Here is a 17,574-nt window from a genome sequence, read left to right on the forward strand (position 1 = left end):
TTAAGTCCGGTCGGCAAATTTTTCGGAGGCCTCAATGCTTCAGGTCCTTTCCAGCGCATGGGCGCTTCTTCTTGGTATTGGCCTGCTGATGGTCGGTAATGGTCTTCAGGGCACCATTCTTGGTGTCCGCGGGGAGATCGAAGGTTTCTCAACCCTTGAGATGTCGTTCGTGATGTCGGCGTACTTCATGGGTTTTCTGGGCGGTTCACGCCTTGCGCCTGAGATGATCCGACGGGTTGGACATGTGCGCGTGTTCGCGGCACTAGCCTCGTTCATTTCTGCGGTTATGATCCTGTATCCGTTGATGACCAACCCGTTCGTATGGATCTTGGGTCGCTTCGTTATCGGGTTCTGCTTTTCCGGAGTGTATGTGACTGCCGAAAGCTGGCTGAACAACGCCGCCAGTAACGAAAACCGCGGTCAGGCTCTGTCGCTCTACATGATCTTCCAGATGACTGGTATTATCAGTGCGCAAGGTCTTGTCGTACTGAGTGATCCGGCAGGGTTCGATACCTTTGTGATCGCATCCATTCTGGTTTCGGTCTCGTTTGCGCCAATCCTTTTGTCGATCTCACCTACACCCGCCTTCGACACAACCAAACCGATGACACTCCGGGAGTTGTTCAATAGCTCGCCGTTGGGCTGCGTCGGCATGTTCCTACTTGGGGGCGTTTTCTCAGCTCAGTTCGGTATGGCATCGGTTTACGGCGCGCGAGCAGGTCTTTCTCTGGTCGAAATTTCAACCTTTATCGCTGCTTTCTATGTCGGTGCTTTGGTCCTGCAATACCCGCTGGGGTGGATGTCCGATCGCATGGACCGTCGCTTCTTGATCATGCTTGTTGCAGGGGTAGGGGCCTGCGCCGCCGTCGTGGGCATGCTGTTCGGGTTTACTTTCCCGTTGCTCTTGGCTTCGGCCTTTGTGATCGGCGGGATGTCGAACCCGCTGTACTCACTTTTGATCGCTCACGCGAACGACTTTTTGGAGCATGAGGATATGGCCGCTGCTTCGGGTGGTTTGCTGTTCATCAACGGCCTTGGGGCCATCGCCGGCCCCCTGATCACCGGTTGGCTGATGGGGGACGCTGTTTTTGGTCCCTCAGGGTTCTTTTTGTTCATCGCTGCGCTGCTGGTTATAATGGCGGCATACGCCCTATATCGCACCACACAGCGTGCTGCGATCCCGGTTGACGAAACCGGAACGATGTCTCCGTTTTATCCGACAGCGTCACCGGTTGCGCTCGAAGTTGCGCAAGAAGTGGCCATCGAGGCCGCCGAAGCGGAGCAAGAAACGCAAGATGTGGCCTAAAACACAGGATTATGTCGCAAGTGTTGCAATTTTTTACTGTTACAAATCTGTAAAACGGCTTTAAATGACCTTACGTCCCTGGGGAGGGCAACACGACGGAGTGAGGGCAATGGTAGGGCCTGAAGACGTATTGAGTTTCTGGTTAGATGAGGTCGGTCCCGAGGGGTGGTACCTGCAGGATGACGAACTGGACGCGAAGATTCGCGAAAGGTTTCTGAAAACTTGGGAAGTAGCTAACGAGGGCAAGTTTTCTCTTTGGCTGACATATCCAAGTGGCGCCTTGGCTTACATCATTTTGATGGACCAGTTTCCACGCAACATGTTCCGCGGCAGCGCAAAGGCTTTTGCCTCAGATCGCGCAGCATTGTCGGCTGCAAAATGTGCAGTTGATAAGGGCTGGGATCTGAAGATCGACGAGCCCGCGAGACAGTTCTTTTATCTGCCGATGATGCACTCGGAAAACCTGTGCGATCAGGAACGCTGTGTGCGTCTCATGTGTCAGAACATGAGCGACAAGAACTCGGGCAATCTTTTGCATGCTCGGGCGCATCGTGAGGTCATTCGCAAGTTTGGACGCTTCCCATATCGCAACGAAGCGCTTGAACGTCCGATGACCCAACACGAAGCGGCTTATGTCGACATGGGTGGATACGGCTCAACAGTTCGCGAACTGCAGGCTGCTGGCTAAGACGCCGGCACGCATCCGCGAATGGCAATGATCCGGTCGGCGACGACGTCGGCCGAGTTCTCTATTGCAGTATTTATCAACTCGTCTGGTGCTTCTGTTATCTCAGCAATCCGTGACTGAGTTTTCTGCATTTTCTGCTCGAGTGCTTCGAGCTTATCCAAAGCGTTCATAACCTTTTGAGCAGCGACACTGTTGTCCGCAAGGTCGCTCGGTTGAAGGGACGCCAGATCACTCCGCAGCGCAGTCAGTTCGCCACGCAGGCCCTGAACTTCACCCTTCAAAGGCGCGACAACCTGAACCTTTTCGCTGAAAACTGTGGTGACATCTTCTACCGTTGAGGCAAGCTTCCATCCCAGAAATAAGCACAACGCGACCAGAATGAGAGTGGCGTTCAGCAAGGCGAGCAGCAGGTCCTTGAGCGTTTTGGCCATGGTAAGCCTTTCGAATGACTTGTGTTTAAAGATGACCGGGGGTGCCCGGTATCTATGTTCTAGCCATAGAAGTGTGCTCGGTATAGGCTGAAAACTGCAGAAACTGCTGCCATTGACCTTGCGTCGCTTTTGTCGCGGGGAAGGCCTGTTGATGCGTTGTGGAAAATAGTTTAACGGTAAACTAAATTTTCAATCGACCTGGGCCGAGAGGGAAACATGGCTGCACAATCTTTTGATCTGATCGTAATCGGCGCCGGTCCTGGGGGGTATGTCGCCGCAATCCGAGCGGCGCAGTTAGGTCTGAAGACAGCCGTCGTAGAGCGTGAGCACCTTGGCGGTATCTGCTTGAACTGGGGCTGTATTCCAACCAAAGCACTTCTTCGTTCGTCCGAAGTCTTCCACCTTATGGAGCGCGCCAAGGATTTCGGCCTGAAGGCTGACAAGATCGGCTATGATCTAGACGCTGTGGTCAAACGCTCGCGCGGTGTAGCGGCGCAACTTTCGGGGGGTATCGGCCACCTGCTGAAGAAAAACAAAGTCACCGTGGTGATGGGTGAGGCCACGATCCCCGCCAAGGGCAAGGTTACGGTTAAAACCGACAAGGGAACCGAAGAGCTGACCGCGAAGAACACTGTTTTAGCCACTGGTGCACGGGCGCGCGAACTGCCGGGTCTTGAGGCGGATGGTGATCTGGTCTGGACTTACAAGCACGCGCTGCAACCGCCGCGGATGCCTAAGAAGCTGCTCGTCATCGGCTCTGGCGCCATCGGTATCGAATTTGCCAGCTTTTATAACACGCTTGGCGCAGATACGACTGTGGTCGAGGTTATGGACCGTGTGCTGCCGGTTGAAGACGCTGAGATTAGCGGTTTGGCTAAGAAAGCCTTCACCAAGCAAGGCATGACCATCATGGAAAAAGCGATGGTCAAGCAACTGGATCGCGCCAAAGGTAAGGTCACCGCTCATATCGAAGTGAAAGGCAAGGTCGAGAAACACGACTTTGACACTGTCATCTCGGCTGTTGGGATTGTTGGCAATGTCGAAAACCTAGGGCTTGAGGCTCTGGGCGTTAAAATTGACCGGACCCATGTCATAACCGATGAGTTCTGTCGCACTGGCGTCGATGGACTGTATGCGATCGGTGACATTGCGGGCGCACCTTGGTTGGCACACAAGGCAAGCCACGAAGGTGTCATGGTTGCTGAGCTGATCGCCGGCAAACACGCACATCCTGTGAAACCTGAAAGCATCGCGGGCTGTACTTATTGTCAGCCTCAGGTGGCTTCGGTCGGTTATACCGAAGCGAAGGCCAAAGAGCTTGGGTATGACATAAAAGTAGGTCGCTTCCCATTTATCGGCAACGGCAAGGCCATCGCTCTGGGCGAGCCTGAGGGTCTGATCAAAACAGTGTTCGATGCCAAAACGGGCGAGCTTTTGGGCGCGCACATGATTGGTGCCGAAGTTACCGAATTGATCCAGGGGTATGTGGTTGGGCGTCAGCTGGAGACTACTGAAGAAGACCTGATGAACACGGTCTTCCCGCATCCAACTTTGTCGGAAATGATGCACGAAAGCGTTCTGGACGCTTACGGCAAGGTCATTCACATGTAATTTGTGAAACCACTCAAAAAAAGGCACCGCCAATCCGGCGGTGCCTTTTTTCTTTAGCGTGTCAGTGCTTCCAAGATGCGAGCCCACGAGCGAATGCCCTTGTGAAAGCTCTTCACGTCGTATTTTTCATTCGGTGAGTGGATGGCATCGTCATCGTTGGCAAAACCGACCAGCATCGAATCCAAACCGAGTTCAGTGTTGAAGTAGCCCACGACCGGAATCGAACCACCCATACCGGTAAAGACGGCCTCGCGTCCCCACTCGTCAGACAATGCGCCGCGCGCAGCTTCGAATTCGGGGCGGTCGAGGTTCATGACCGAGGCGGGAGAGCCCTCCAGATCGTTGTCCCACTCAACTTTAGCGTCTGGTGAAAGGCGTTCTTCCACGTGCTTTCGAATTTTATCGCGCAGGGCGTCGGGATCCATATCTCCGACAAGGCGACAAGTGATTTTACAGTGAGCCTGAGATGGAATCACTGTTTTCGATCCCGCTCCGTTGTAACCACCCCAAAGGCCGTTCACCTCAAGTGTCGGGCGTGCCCACTGCTGTTCCAGTGTCGAATAGCCTTTTTCACCGTGGGGCTGTGAATAGCCAACAGAGTTCAGGTATTCAGCCTCATCAAACCCACAACCTTCCCACTGGCGCAGTTGTTCGGCGGGTACTTCGTGAACACCTTCGTAAAAGCCTTCGACAGCGACGCGACCGGTTTCGTCGTCATAGAACGAGGCTACAATCTTGGAAAGTTCGCGCAGCGGGTTGAGACCGGGGCCGCCGTAGTGGCCCGAATGCAGGTCAATCCGAGGGCCGATAACGGTGAACTCATCCTTGAGCATTCCGCGCAGCTGTGACGCAATTGACGGAACGCCGCGTGATACCATCGAGGTATCACAGACCAGAGCTAAGTCGGCCTTTAGTTCAGCAGCGTTTTCCCGCAGGAATGGAACCAGAGACGGAGACCCCGACTCTTCTTCTCCTTCAAAGAAAAAGGTTATGCGACAGGGAAGGGTGCCATGCACGGCTTTCCATGCCCGGCAGGCCTCGACAAAGGTCATAAGCTGGCCTTTGTCATCTGACGAACCGCGACCACGAATGACCGGGCCGTTTTCGGTCTCTTCAATGGCAGGGTCGAATGGATCGCGATTCCATAGCTCAATTGGATCAACTGGCTGCACATCATAGTGGCCATAAAACAGGACATGCGGCGTGTCGGTGTCCTCTCCGATATGGCCGACGACCATGGGGTGGCCGGTTGTCTCGCGTTTTTCCGCTGCGATGCCAATGCTCTTTAGATCGGCGACCAGCCAGTCGGCGGCCTGATCGACCTGAGCGTTATAGGCCGGGTCCGTCGAGATGGATTGAATGCGCAGCAGTTCCATCAGTCGGTCGATCGAGGTTTGCAGATCAGAATCGATGCGGTTCAGAACAGCGTCCAGCGACATAGGGGGCTCCTGATTGGGTAAATGTTTGCGCGAACCCTATCAGCGCCAACAGTGCCGTCCAGTGCGCTTTGCCGTAAATCAGGTATTATATGCAAAGGATGGATACGCGCGCCGACAACCCTGCGTCGTTTCCCCACGCCCTATAGCCGTAAGTTTACTTGTCGAGGTGGCGTAGAGCGGATATTTGATGCAAATCAAATATGCTTTGCTTTTGTCGTCTATATGTTTGGGGGTAAGAGGAAACGCATTGGTGCCAGAGCGGACTCTTCTGTTATGGTGCCGCTAAAGACGTCCGGTTCAGCGCGAACAAGGCCGGGCATGCAAGGAGACATTGGTGGACTATACTGCTCAGCTCGATACAGCGATTGCCAGGCTGCATGACGAAGGACGCTATCGGACCTTCATCGATATCGAACGCCGGAACGGCCACTTTCCGCATGCCGTGCGCACGCGCCCTGACGGGTCGCAGCAAAACATCACCGTTTGGTGTGGCAATGACTACTTGGGCATGGGGCAAAACCCCGTCGTTTTGAACGCGATGCACGAAGCTGTTGATGCCGCCGGTGCAGGGTCGGGCGGTACGCGCAATATCTCGGGCACCACGGTTTACCACAAGCAGCTTGAAGCTGAGTTGGCTGACCTGCACGGCAAAGAATCTGCTCTGTTGTTCACCAGCGCCTATATTGCCAATGACGCGACGCTCAGCACTCTGCCAAAGCTTTTCCCCGGTCTGATCATCTATTCTGATGCGCTGAATCATGCCTCGATGATTGAGGGCGTGCGCCGCAACGGTGGCGCCAAGCGTATCTTCCGCCACAATGACGTAGAGCATCTGCGCGAACTTCTGGAAGCTGACGATCCCAAAGCGCCAAAGTTGATCGCGTTTGAGTCGGTCTATTCCATGGATGGCGACTTTGGTCCGATCGAAGAGATTTGCGATCTGGCCGACGAATTCGGCGCACTGACCTATATCGACGAAGTGCACGCAGTTGGCATGTACGGTCCGCGCGGCGGCGGTGTGACCGAGCGTGATCGTCTGGCGCACCGCATCGACATCATCAACGGCACGCTGGCGAAAGCCTATGGCGTGATGGGTGGCTACATCGCGGCCAGTGAGAAAATGTGTGATGCCGTGCGCTCTTATGCGCCGGGATTCATCTTTACCACTTCGCTACCGCCTGCGGTAGCTGCGGGTGCGGCGGCATCAGTCGCCTACCTTAAGACTGCGCCAGAACTGCGCGAACAGCATCAGACGCAGGCTAAAATTCTCAAGCTGCGCCTAAAGGGAATGGGCTTGCCGCTGATTGATCACGGCAGCCACATCGTTCCCGTTATTGTTGGAAACCCTGTTCACACCAAAATTCTCAGCGACAAACTGCTGGATGATTTTGGAATCTACGTTCAACCGATCAACTTCCCCACTGTTCCGCGCGGAACTGAGCGTCTGCGCTTTACACCTTCACCGGTGCATGGACCCGACGAAATGAACCGTCTGGTACAAGCTATGGACGAACTTTGGTCACATTGTGCGCTAAATCGCGCCGAACTTGCAGGTTAACCTCACGCTAAAGTGTGCAACGAGTTTGTCGCGTGTTAAGCTTACGCTAACAAAAGTAATGGACGAATCGTTATGGGAATGATTCGCCATTAGCGTGAAACACGCATAGGCAGAATGGGGCAGCAGGGATGATTGGGCGCAGATCTCAGCGCGATTCCGAAGGTGATCTTGACGTTAGGCCAAAGGGCTATGACGACTATGAGGTGCGCTTGGGTGACAAGATGCGCGGTGAGCGTGCCACCATGGGCAAGTCTCTCTTGGATGTGCAACGGGAACTGCGGATCAAAGCCAACTACATCGCTGCAATCGAGGACGCCGATCCAGAAGCGTTTGACACACCCGGCTTTATCGCCGGGTATGTGCGTTCTTACGCCCGATATCTGGGTATGAACCCTGACGAAACTTTCGCGGTTTTCTGCAGGGAAAGTGGGTTTGAGGTTGCGCATGGCATGTCTGCAGAGGCCTCTGTCGTGCGAAAGCCTTCTGGCGATTTGCCTGCACGTGGTCCGATGGGACGCGATCCCTTTATCTCACCCAACACACCATACATTCCTGGTCGTGAGTCTCTGGTCAGCCAGATTGAACCACGCGCCATAGGATCTTCGCTTGTACTGATGGCCGTGATTTGCGGTATCGGATACGGGGGGTGGGCCGTGTTGAACAAGATTCAACAAGTGCAGGTTAGCCCGGTTGAACAGGCGCCGGTCGTTTTGTCTGATCTTGACCCGCTGGACGCTGCTCGGAATTCGGTCGACACAGAATTGGCAGCCGTAGAAACGCCAAGTGCAGAAGCGTTGGACCGGCTCTATCGCCCTCAGGCGTTGGACGTTCCGGTACTGGTTGCTCGGGACGCGCCGATTTCGACCTTGGATCCGCGCACGGTTGGGACATTCCGCCCACAAGAACTGCCTCAGGTCGAAGTGGCCGAAGTTCACACAGTTGAGCGTCAGGCGTTGCCGCAGGTGGTTGAGCAGATTGATACGACTCTCAAAATCGTCGCCGTTGACCCTGCATGGATGCGTGTGACTGCCGCAGATGGCAGCATCATATTCGAAGGTACGCTTGGCACAGTCGAGCAGGGCAGCGTGTTCGAAGTACCTTTGACTGAAGAGCCACCTCAGCTTCGCGCGGGTGCTTCAGGTTCCGTATATTTCTCGATGAACGGCGAACACTATGGTCCGGCCGGGGCGCCCGGAACCGTTGCCAAGGGCGTCGTGCTGTCCAAAGACGCAGTTGCCGAAGTCTATGCGGTTGCGGACCTGGAAGCGGAGCAGAACAGCGCCCTGAAACAATTGGTCGCGGAACTCCAGGCCGAAGTAACAGACGCACCGGCTGAGTGATCTAGCCATTGCGATGCCCCGGTAGGCGGACTATTTAAAACCCAACTCAGGCTGTCTTGGACCCGCTCCCATGTCGCTCAATCACGTTCGTCCGTGGCGCAATATTTATCGCCGTAAATCCCGTCAGATCATGGTCGGGGACGTTGCCATCGGAGGCGATGCCCCGATTGCGGTACAGACTATGACGAATACTCTGACAACCGATGTGGCAGCGACTGTCGCTCAGGTACAAGCGGCAGCCGAGGCAGGGGCGGATATTGTACGGATTTCAGTCCCAGATGAAGCGTCATCGAAGGCCCTAAAAGAAATCGTGCGCGAAAGCCCTGTGCCGATCGTTGCTGACATCCACTTTCATTACCGTCGCGGTGTTGAAGCAGCCGAGGCCGGTGCGGCCTGCCTGCGGATCAACCCGGGCAATATCGGTGATGAAAAGCGGGTCAAGGAAGTCATCAATGCTGCGCGTGACCATAATTGTTCCATCCGGATCGGAGTGAACGCAGGCAGCTTGGAAAAGCACCTGCTCGAAAAGTACGGTGAGCCGTGCCCAGAAGCGATGGTCGAAAGCGGACTCGAGCACATCCGTATTCTGGAAGATAACGACTTCCACAACTTCAAAATTAGCGTCAAGGCCAGTGACGTCTTCCTTTCAGCAGCTGCATATCAGGGTATTGCTGAAGCAACTGACGCCCCCATTCATCTTGGTATCACCGAGGCAGGGGGATTGGTTTCAGGCACAATCAAGTCTGCCATTGGGTTGGGAAATCTGTTGTGGATGGGGATTGGTGACACGATCCGCGTCAGCCTGTCCGCCGACCCGGTCGAAGAGGTGAAAGTCGGCTACGAGATCCTGAAATCTCTTGGTCTACGCCATCGTGGCGTCAACATCATCTCGTGTCCGTCTTGCGCGCGGCAGGGGTTCGACGTGATCAAGACGGTCGAGACGCTGGAACAGCGACTGGAACACATCAAAACACCAATGAGCCTGTCGATCATTGGATGCGTGGTGAACGGGCCGGGCGAAGCTTTGATGACCGATGTAGGTTTTACCGGCGGTGGGGCAGGGTCGGGCATGGTCTATTTGGCAGGCAAGGCGAGCCACAAAATGTCGAACGACCAAATGATCGACCACATCGTCGAAGAGGTCGAGAAGAAGGCTGCAGAGCTGGATGCTGCGGCGGAAGCCGCAGAGTAACAAACGCTGAGAGTTTCTTTGCTCCGCATGCATGAAATTGCCGTTCGGACATATACTCGCCGCAGCTGATTATCTTTCCGGAAGTTCTCGTATAGCCTGTCACGCTTTTGCCAAAATTAACGTGAACAAAGCCTCTAAATTCGATTGGTTTAGAGGCACAGTTTCATGAAGCTAAAATCATACATAGCTGCAATTGCTAGCATTCTTTTGGGCGCTTGCAGTACTGGCTCGGGAGAATTGGATAAACGGCCGTCCTACGTATACGTGCCAATACCAGAAGCGGTCGCAAAGACTCCGTTGCGGTATTTGTCCGCCAATCTCGCGCCGTACAACGTCAATGGGACTGTGACCAGCATAATTGTTACATTGTCACCAGGTGGCCAAACCAAAATCCCCAAAGGAAAGTCGCAGGTTTTGGCGGATCCGACGTTGGCTTCTCGGGTTGCGGTTTCACTTCGCAACGGGAGCGATTCTCAGGCCGCGTTAGGTGTCGCTAAGCAAGTCGCCCGTTCGACATATTGCAGGTCAGGACCAATAACGCCGGATAACGGTGTCCGCAGAATTACAAACCCGCAAGATATCAATGCTGTATTGATTGAAAGCAGAAAACAGGGGCGGGATGTCATACCTGCAAGTGTTAAAGGTTCGCGTGTACCTGCTGCGGAATTCCGATCGGATGGAACACCGCGATGGACGGTTTGGCTTAAGTGTGATGCACCCTATCCCTATTGATAGGGCGCACATCGTTCTTAGAGGAGCGGTGGGAGGCGGGATCTCCGCCTCCGTTTCGGGTTAGCCCTGCTCAGCACGTACGCCTTGGGCAATTTGCAGCATTTGATCTGCAGTCAGGTATCCCCGCAGCATTTCAGTACCCAGAACAAATGACGGCGTGCCCGAGATTTTCATCCGCTGCGCCAAGGCACGTGTGCGGTTGATCTCGTCTGTTACCTGGTCGCTGTCCATCGCCGCCAAGATCGCATCACTATCCAGCCCAAGGCCGTCTGAAATTCGGCGCAAGGTGACGTCGGAAGGATCACCGCTGAACTCAAGCAGCGCATCATGTACTTGCTTGTAAGCATCATCGCCCGCGACGTGTTTGGTTGCGACCGCAAAGCGAGAAGACATGACAGAGGCCTCACCCAGGATAGGGAGCTCTTTGATCACCAACCGGATGTTGCCGTCTTCGGCCAGTAAGCTTGCCACCTCGGGCACCGCGCGACGGCAATAACCACAGCGATAGTCCATGAACTCAACCAAGGTGATGTCGCCGTCTGGATTGCCACCGACCCAGCTATAGCCATCGTTGAACAGCTCGTCGGTGTTAGCGGTTACAAGCTCTTTGTCCGCGGCAGCCTCGGCAACGGCGTTGCGCTGTTCCAGAATGTTGATCGCCTCAATGATCACTTCGGGGTTTTCCAGCAAGTATTCCCGAACCTGCGCCCCGAATTCCGCGCGCTCGGAGTCGCTCATGGCGTTCAGGTCCAGCGCCTGCGCGGGGCCGGTGATCAGGGAAAGACCCAGAAGGGCCGGTGCAGCGTGTCTTAGGATCATTTCCGTTTCCTTTTCTTTTTCTCAATTCTTTCAGCAGCAATCAGCACATCCTGCGCCCGTTGCCAACCCGGTGAACCTTCAGGCAATTGCCTGACTGCTCGTTTTGCGTGGATGCCGGCATCAGCTAGCCGGCCTTGCAAGGCATAGCGCTCTGCCGTTACCGCAGAAGCCATTCCTGTATTCCCAACCCTGGCATATGCCACACCAAGATCCTGCATCAGCCGCACGTTTCGATAGTCACGTGCGCGTGCCTTTTCAAGCGCTTGCAGGGCGTTCTTAGTCTTCCCCTGAGCCAACAATGCCCTGCCATATCCTGCGAGGATCAAAGCGTCGTTCGGAGCCAATTCAACCGCTTTCTCGTATGCCTCTACAGCGCCCTGTAGTTGCCTGTTTTCAAGAAGAATTTGCCCTTTTAGGTCATAGTAAAACGGATCATCGGGGCGAATTTCCAATGCACCGTTGATAGAGCGACGCGCGTTAACAAGGTCTCGGTTCTGGTGATAGGCTGCTGCCTCACGCATCAGTCGGATATCTTCGGCGCTTTCCTCTTTCGCGCGCCGCATGGTCCATGTCGGAGACCTGAGGAAGGCGGACAGTTTTCCTTTAGTGCGGGCAAACCAATAGTCGGCGGTTTCGTTCGGCGTCGACTTGTCACCGAACTCCTCCATAAACGCTTCGGCCGCGCGTAAACGCTCTCGGCTGGTGGGATGGGATCGCATGTAGGGGTCTTGGTTGGCCAAGCTCAGCAATTCCTGACCGGCGAATTTTTGATGCAGGGCAACCATCCCGCTAGGGGATATACCGGCCCATCTGAGATAGCTGGCTGCGCTGCGATCTGCCGACGACTCCTCGGCACGGGTGTGACCTAGAAAGCTGCGCAAAGCGGCCGATGATGCACCAGCGGCAATTCCTGCTGCGGCTTCACCACCCCCTGCAGCTGCGGCGACCAGCGCCAACGCCGTACCCAGCTGCGCATTGCGTTGTGCAGCCCTGAGGTTCTCGGCGCGGCGGGCCAAATGACCGTTAGCGATATGTGCGGCTTCATGGGCGATGACGGCCTGTAACATCTCGGGGCTTTCAACTGTCAGGATCAGCCCGTAGTTCAAGTAGATTGCGTTGTAGTCGATGACAAAGGCGTTGAAGGTGCTGTCGTTGACGACAAGAATTCGCACCCGGTTCGTGTTCAGCCCAGCAGCGCGTAAAACTGGAAAGGCCAGTTCGCGCAAGCCGTATTCGATGTCGGGGTCGCGGATCAGCCCCTGAGCAGCGGATTGAACAGCGCTTGTCATCCATGTCACTGCAACCAGCAACAGGGCCGGGATTGACGCCAGCCTGGATACACGTTCAAAAGCCATGGCTGCAACATGGGAGATGGACATGCGAAACTCAACCCGGTCCGAGGTCGATCCCTTTATCGTGATGGACGTGATGGAAGCTGCGCGAAAGGCCGAAGACGCCGGGCGCCACATCATTCATATGGAGGTCGGCCAGCCTGGAACCGGCGCGCCTAAGGGTGCCGTTGAGGCGCTTGCAAAAGCGATGGAGCAAGGGCCTTTGGGCTACACGGTGGCGTTGGGGTTGCCCGCGTTGCGTCAGCGGGTCGCGCGGCTCTATGGCGAATGGTACAACGTCGATCTTAACCCTGAGAGGGTGGTGATTACTCCGGGCTCGTCCGGAGGATTCCTTTTGGCCTTCACCGCGCTGTTCGACAGCGGTGATCGGGTAGGAATCGGGGCGCCGGGATATCCGTCTTATCGCCAAATTCTGAAAGCTCTGGGTCTGGTACCTGTCGATTTGCCGACTTCTCCAGAAAATCGTCTGCAACCTATGCCCGCCGATTTCTCTGGTTTGGATTTACAGGGGCTTATGGTTGCATCGCCGGCCAACCCGACTGGAACAATGTTGAATCATTCTTCGATGGGCGCTCTGATTGATGCTGCCCAAGGTCAGGGAGCGTCGTTTATCAGCGACGAAATCTATCACGGGCTGGAATATGAGGCAAAGGCCGTCACTGCGCTGGAGCTGACCGATGAGTGCTTTGTGATCAATTCGTTCTCGAAGTACTTTTCGATGACTGGTTGGCGCGTTGGCTGGATGGTGGTGCCAGAGGACCAGGTGCGCGTGGTCGAGCGGATCGCCCAGAACATGTTCATTTGCGCGCCCCATGCCAGTCAGGTGGCTGCTTTGGCGGCGATGGATTGTGATGATGAACTGCAAGCCAATCTGGACGTCTACCGTCGTAACCGCGCGCTGATGCTTGAGGGGCTGCCAAAAGCTGGCTTCACCAACATCGCTCCGCCTGATGGCGCTTTCTATGTGTATGCTGACGTCTCTGATCTGACAGATGATAGTCGCGCTTTTGCTGCTGAGATTTTGGAGAAAGCCGGGGTCGCTGTAACTCCGGGGTTGGATTTCGATCCTGAGCGCGGGCACCGGACGCTGCGGTTCTCATACGCGCGTTCGTCTTCGGATATCGAGGAAGGTTTAAGCAGGCTCAGGCAGTTCGTGGCTGAACGGGGAACAGTCGCTGAACAGGCTTAAACCGTTCACAAAAGCGCTTGGGTGAGATAGGCTAGTTATCAAACGATCTCAGAAAAACTTGAGGCCATGAGCAGGATTATCTTCGCCATCGCGCTGTTTTGGGCGCTGACCAGCGCTGCTTTTGCGCATGATTTTAGCGCCTTAGCACGTGTGTTGCCGGATGAAAGCCGCATCGCTGATGACGGGCGTGCCGGTGTGCGTGTCGAACTCGGCCTGAGCCAAGGCGTGCCGTACCGGGTTTTTACCCTTCGCGACCCTTATCGCATGGTTCTGGACTTTCAGGAGGTCGATTGGACTGGTCTGAATAGTGAAACCTTCCTGCAAACCGATCGTATCAGTGGAGTACAATTTGGAGCTTATGTTCCGGGCTGGTCCCGAATGGTGCTCGAACTTGGGGCGCCGTTGGCTGTAGACGTGGCTGATCTGAGGGTGGACGAAGCCTCTGGAACGGCGAAATTGGCTCTCAGCCTGCGAGGTACAGATTTCGACAGCTTTGCAGCCAGTGCGGGTGCGCCAAGTCAGCCGGGGTGGGATTTGCCCGAGCCTGCAGTTACTCCCGCTACTCCAGGGGCGAATGGTGGGCGGCCTTTATTGGTTATGCTGGATCCCGGTCACGGCGGGATCGATCCGGGGGCCGAAGCCGGAGGTACAGACGAAAAAACTCTGATGCTGACTTTCGCGCGCGAACTGCGAGAGGCACTGTTGCGCGCAGGTGGATATCAAGTTGTCATGACGCGGGTCGACGATCAGTTCGTCAGCCTTGAACGCCGCATTGCGTTGGCACACCGGGCAGAGGCGGACGTCTTTATCTCGATACATGCGGATATTCTGGCAGAGGGCCGTGCGCACGGAGCGACCGTTTATACGCTGTCTGACGATGCCTCGGATGTGGCCAGCCACAAACTGGCCGAGCGGCACGACCGTGGCGACCTTATTTCAGGCGTGGACCTGAGCGGCGCTGACGATCAAGTGGCTGACGTTTTGCTCGATATTGCCCGGCAGGAAACCAAACCGCGCACTGATGCGTTGGCGCGTGCTTTGGCCGCTGGGATGACTCAGCAGGGTGGTCCGATGAACAGCCGCCCAATCCGAACGGCGTCTTTTTCTGTGCTAAAGGCTGCCGACATTCCATCGGTTTTGGTCGAACTTGGGTTTCTTTCTAGTCCTAGGGATCTGAAAAACATACAAAACCCGGAATGGCGCAAGGGTATGGCGCTAGGGATTTTGAATGGTTTAGAGCAATGGCGCCAAGACGATTTGGTTAAGCGGTCCCTGATTGGTCAGTGACCTTGCGGCGCAAAACGGCTATTATTGGCCATCGTGTTTTGACCCTGCGCCGGGTCATCCCTATATAGGCTGCACCGCGAGTAAAAGGCAGTAACGTGATCCGTTTTATTCTTTCGTTTTTCGGGGCGATCTTCAGCCTCGTCACATTGGGTATTTTTATGGCTGCGCTGGTGATTGGCGCGGTCTTCTGGATGTATGGGCGCGACCTGCCCAGCCATGAGTCGCTGGCGCAGTACAAGCCACCGACGATCAGTCGGATTTACTCGGGCGAAGGTCAGTTGATCGACGAGTTTGCGCAGGAACGCCGCCTGTTCACACCGTCCGAAGATATTCCCGATCTGGTAAAGCAGGCGTTTATCTCTGCCGAAGACAAGAATTTCTATACCCACCAGGGTTATGATCCGCGCGGTATCATCGCCGCCGGGGTTGAGGCGGTGAAATCCAAGGGCGAAAACGTCCGCGGTGCATCGACCATTACTCAGCAGGTGATGAAGAACTTTTTGCTGTCTGGTGACCGCCGGGCCGAACGCAAGATCAAAGAGATCATCCTCGCCACACGGCTTGAGGATACGTTGGACAAGGAACAGATCCTCGAGCTTTATATGAACGAGATCTTTCTGGGTCAGAACTCTTATGGTGTGACTGCTGCAGCGCAAACTTATTTCAACAAGACGCTACAAGAGCTTGCCCCGCATGAGGCCGCGACTTTGGCCGCTATGCCGAAAGCGCCCTCAGATTACCATCCTGTCCGACAAAAAGACCGGCTCTTGGCGCGCCGCAACTATGTTCTGCGCGAAATGCAGCAGAACGGTTATATCGATCAGGCCACTTACCAGGCCGAGGTCGAGCAGCCCCTGCGTTCGGTTCAGAATGGTGATTTCGAGAGCTTCCGCACTGCGTTGCCACCGCGTGATTACTTCACCGACGAAATCCGCCGTCAGCTGAGCGAAGATTTTGGGGAAGGGGAGTTCTTTACTGGCGGCTTTACTGTGCGTGCCTCGGTGGACGAGGAAATGCAGGTCGAAGCGGCCGAAGCCTTGCGGACAGCACTGCAGAAATACGACCGATCGCGCGGAAAATGGCGTGGCACTGGCGAAGTTATCCCCGAGGAAAAACTGTCCGATGAAGCTCAGTGGCGTGAGGCGCTGGCAATCATGGAAATTCCCCGTGACGTAGTGTTGCCAACACAATGGTTCCCGGCGGTCGTGCTTAACGTGGGCGATCAATCCCTGACAGTCGGTATCGAGGATGGCCCATCGGATGGAGTCGTTCCGCGCTCAGACATCAAGTGGATGCAGGGCGATTTCGCGGCCAACTTTAAACGCGGTGACGTCATTCTGGTGATGGCAGCGGAAGAGGGCCAGTGGTCCGCTCGCCAGGTGCCCGAAGTGCAAGGCGGCTTTGTCGCGATGGACGTGAACTCGGGCCGAGTTCTAGCGATGCAGGGTGGCTTCTCGTATCAGGACTCGGTGTTTAACCGCGCCACGCAGGCGCAGCGCCAGCCCGGTTCAAGCTTTAAGCCCTTTGTCTACGCTGCGGCCCTGGACAGTGGTTACAGCCCGGCCACTATTGTCGTTGATGCTCCGATCGAAGTGGACACACCGCAGGGTCTGTGGCGGCCTAAGAACTCGTCGAACAAATTCTACGGTCCGACGCCTCTGCGTACAGGTATCGAACAATCGCGGAACCTGATGACCATTCGTTTGGCGCAAGAGGTCACAATGCCTGTTGTAGCTGGCTATGCCGAACGGTTTGGCGTCTATGACCGGATGGGAGCATTCCTTGCGAACTCGCTGGGGTCCGAGGAAACCACGCTCTACAAGATGGTCGCCGCCTACGCGATGTTTGCCAATGGTGGCGAGCGGGTAGAACCCACTCTGGTTGACCGTATTCAAGACCGTTTCGGCAAGACGATCTATCGCCACGATGACCGCCAGTGCCTGGATTGTAACTCCACCTGGTTGGAGCCCGATGAATCGCCGACTATCGAAACTAACCGCAGCCAAGTTATGGATGCCATTACAGCGTATCAGCTGACGTCAATGATGAAGGGTGTTGTGGATCGCGGCACTGCGTCGTCATATGTCAACCTTCCGGTTCCGACTGCAGGCAAGACGGGTACAACCAACGAATCCAAGGATGCGTGGTTCATTGGTTTTACTTCGAACATCGTCGCAGGCTGTTATATCGGTTATGACCGTCCCCGCCCAATGGGCCGGGGTGCCTATGGTGGAACCATGTGCGGACCGGTTTTCCAAAGCTTTATGGAAACAGCTGTTGCGAAATACGGTGGTGGCCCATTCGAAGTGCCTGAGGGTGGACACTTTATCAAGATCGACCGTTTCAGCGGCGCGCGTCTGCCTGCAGATGCAACGGGCGACTATGTGGTGGCAGAGTATTTCCGCGACGGTGTCGATGGCTTCATCGATCGGGTCTATGATGGTGGCTTTGCAATGGGTTCCGACCTGCCGCTGTTTGAAGAGGCCAGCTCGGGTCGTCAGGTCACCACGTCCACCGGCAACACCATTACCGTCGGCCCCAATGCTAGCCAAGGTGACCTGCAGGGTGGCGGCCTTTACTAACAACTGATGGGTTTCAGGGCTCCGCTGTCTTGTGGTGCCCTGAACCTC

The 17,574-nt window shown here is 55.5% G+C and carries 13 protein-coding genes; 9 read left to right on the plus strand and 4 right to left on the minus strand.

Features of this window, described 5'->3' with window-relative positions; all coding sequences use genetic code 11:
• The first annotated feature begins 34 nt into the window (after window positions 1-34).
• Together ACR0EO_RS01550 and ACR0EO_RS01555 are read left to right on the plus strand one after the other, a co-directional pair.
• Window positions 35-1,306 carry an MFS transporter gene (locus ACR0EO_RS01550; RefSeq protein ID WP_480686636.1) on the plus strand — a complete coding sequence of 424 codons (1,272 nt, stop codon included), beginning with the start codon at window positions 35-37 and terminating at the stop codon, window positions 1,304-1,306.
• A gap of 109 nt (window positions 1,307-1,415) precedes the next feature.
• Window positions 1,416-1,994: a DUF924 family protein gene (locus tag ACR0EO_RS01555; RefSeq protein WP_480686637.1), complete on the plus strand. Its 579-nt coding sequence runs from the start codon at window positions 1,416-1,418 to the stop codon at window positions 1,992-1,994.
• Here the strand turns inward: ACR0EO_RS01555 and ACR0EO_RS01560 are convergent.
• Entirely contained in the window at window positions 1,991-2,425 is a 435-nt protein-coding gene (locus tag ACR0EO_RS01560; RefSeq protein WP_480686638.1) for a hypothetical protein, read from the minus strand. The genes ACR0EO_RS01555 and ACR0EO_RS01560 overlap by 4 nt on opposite strands.
• 216 nt (window positions 2,426-2,641) lie before the next feature.
• On the opposite strand from ACR0EO_RS01560, the gene lpdA reads away from it, so the two are divergent.
• Complete coding sequence (gene lpdA, locus ACR0EO_RS01565; RefSeq protein ID WP_480686639.1) at window positions 2,642-4,036, plus strand: dihydrolipoyl dehydrogenase; 1,395 nt, start codon at window positions 2,642-2,644, stop codon at window positions 4,034-4,036.
• Between the two features lie 53 nt (window positions 4,037-4,089).
• Here the strand turns inward: lpdA and ACR0EO_RS01570 are convergent, their stop codons facing one another.
• On the minus strand, window positions 4,090-5,475 hold the full coding sequence (locus ACR0EO_RS01570; protein ID WP_480686641.1) for a M20/M25/M40 family metallo-hydrolase: 1,386 nt from the start codon (window positions 5,473-5,475) through the stop codon (window positions 4,090-4,092).
• A 334-nt stretch (window positions 5,476-5,809) separates the two neighbouring features.
• Here ACR0EO_RS01570 and hemA point away from each other — a divergent pair, with 334 nt between their 5' ends.
• The 3 genes from hemA to ispG all read left to right on the plus strand — a co-directional run bounded on the left by hemA (window position 5,810) and on the right by ispG (window position 9,565).
• Window positions 5,810-7,033 (plus strand): 5-aminolevulinate synthase, encoded by a 1,224-nt coding sequence (gene hemA, locus ACR0EO_RS01575; protein WP_480686642.1) that lies wholly within the window; start codon window positions 5,810-5,812, stop codon window positions 7,031-7,033.
• Window positions 7,034-7,161: 128 nt separating this feature from the next.
• Window positions 7,162-8,373 carry a helix-turn-helix domain-containing protein gene (locus tag ACR0EO_RS01580; protein WP_480686644.1) on the plus strand — a complete coding sequence of 404 codons (1,212 nt, stop codon included), beginning with the start codon at window positions 7,162-7,164 and terminating at the stop codon, window positions 8,371-8,373.
• Between the two features lie 70 nt (window positions 8,374-8,443).
• On the plus strand, window positions 8,444-9,565 hold the full coding sequence (ispG, locus tag ACR0EO_RS01585) for a flavodoxin-dependent (E)-4-hydroxy-3-methylbut-2-enyl-diphosphate synthase (protein ID WP_480686645.1): 1,122 nt from the start codon (window positions 8,444-8,446) through the stop codon (window positions 9,563-9,565).
• Between the two features lie 792 nt (window positions 9,566-10,357).
• On the opposite strand, the gene ACR0EO_RS01590 is transcribed toward ispG, so the two are convergent.
• Window positions 10,358-11,116, minus strand: a complete 759-nt coding sequence (locus ACR0EO_RS01590; RefSeq protein ID WP_480686646.1) for a DsbA family protein — start codon at window positions 11,114-11,116, stop codon at window positions 10,358-10,360.
• On the minus strand, window positions 11,113-12,495 hold the full coding sequence (locus ACR0EO_RS01595; RefSeq protein WP_480686648.1) for a M48 family metalloprotease: 1,383 nt from the start codon (window positions 12,493-12,495) through the stop codon (window positions 11,113-11,115). The genes ACR0EO_RS01590 and ACR0EO_RS01595 overlap by 4 nt, the downstream gene beginning before the upstream one ends.
• Between ACR0EO_RS01595 and ACR0EO_RS01600 the strand changes: the two genes are divergently transcribed.
• The 3 genes from ACR0EO_RS01600 (at window position 12,494) to ACR0EO_RS01610 (ending at window position 17,526) form a co-directional block, all read left to right on the plus strand.
• Entirely contained in the window at window positions 12,494-13,657 is a 1,164-nt protein-coding gene (locus ACR0EO_RS01600) for a pyridoxal phosphate-dependent aminotransferase (RefSeq protein WP_480686649.1), read from the plus strand. The genes ACR0EO_RS01595 and ACR0EO_RS01600 overlap by 2 nt on opposite strands.
• A 66-nt stretch (window positions 13,658-13,723) precedes the next feature.
• Window positions 13,724-14,944, plus strand: coding sequence for an N-acetylmuramoyl-L-alanine amidase (locus tag ACR0EO_RS01605; protein ID WP_480686650.1), 1,221 nt, complete (start codon window positions 13,724-13,726; stop codon window positions 14,942-14,944).
• 95 nt (window positions 14,945-15,039) lie between these two features.
• Window positions 15,040-17,526, plus strand: coding sequence for a penicillin-binding protein 1A (locus ACR0EO_RS01610; protein ID WP_480686651.1), 2,487 nt, complete (start codon window positions 15,040-15,042; stop codon window positions 17,524-17,526).
• Window positions 17,527-17,574 lie beyond the last annotated feature (48 nt).

Source organism: Ruegeria sp. BE9 (assembly GCF_056538765.1).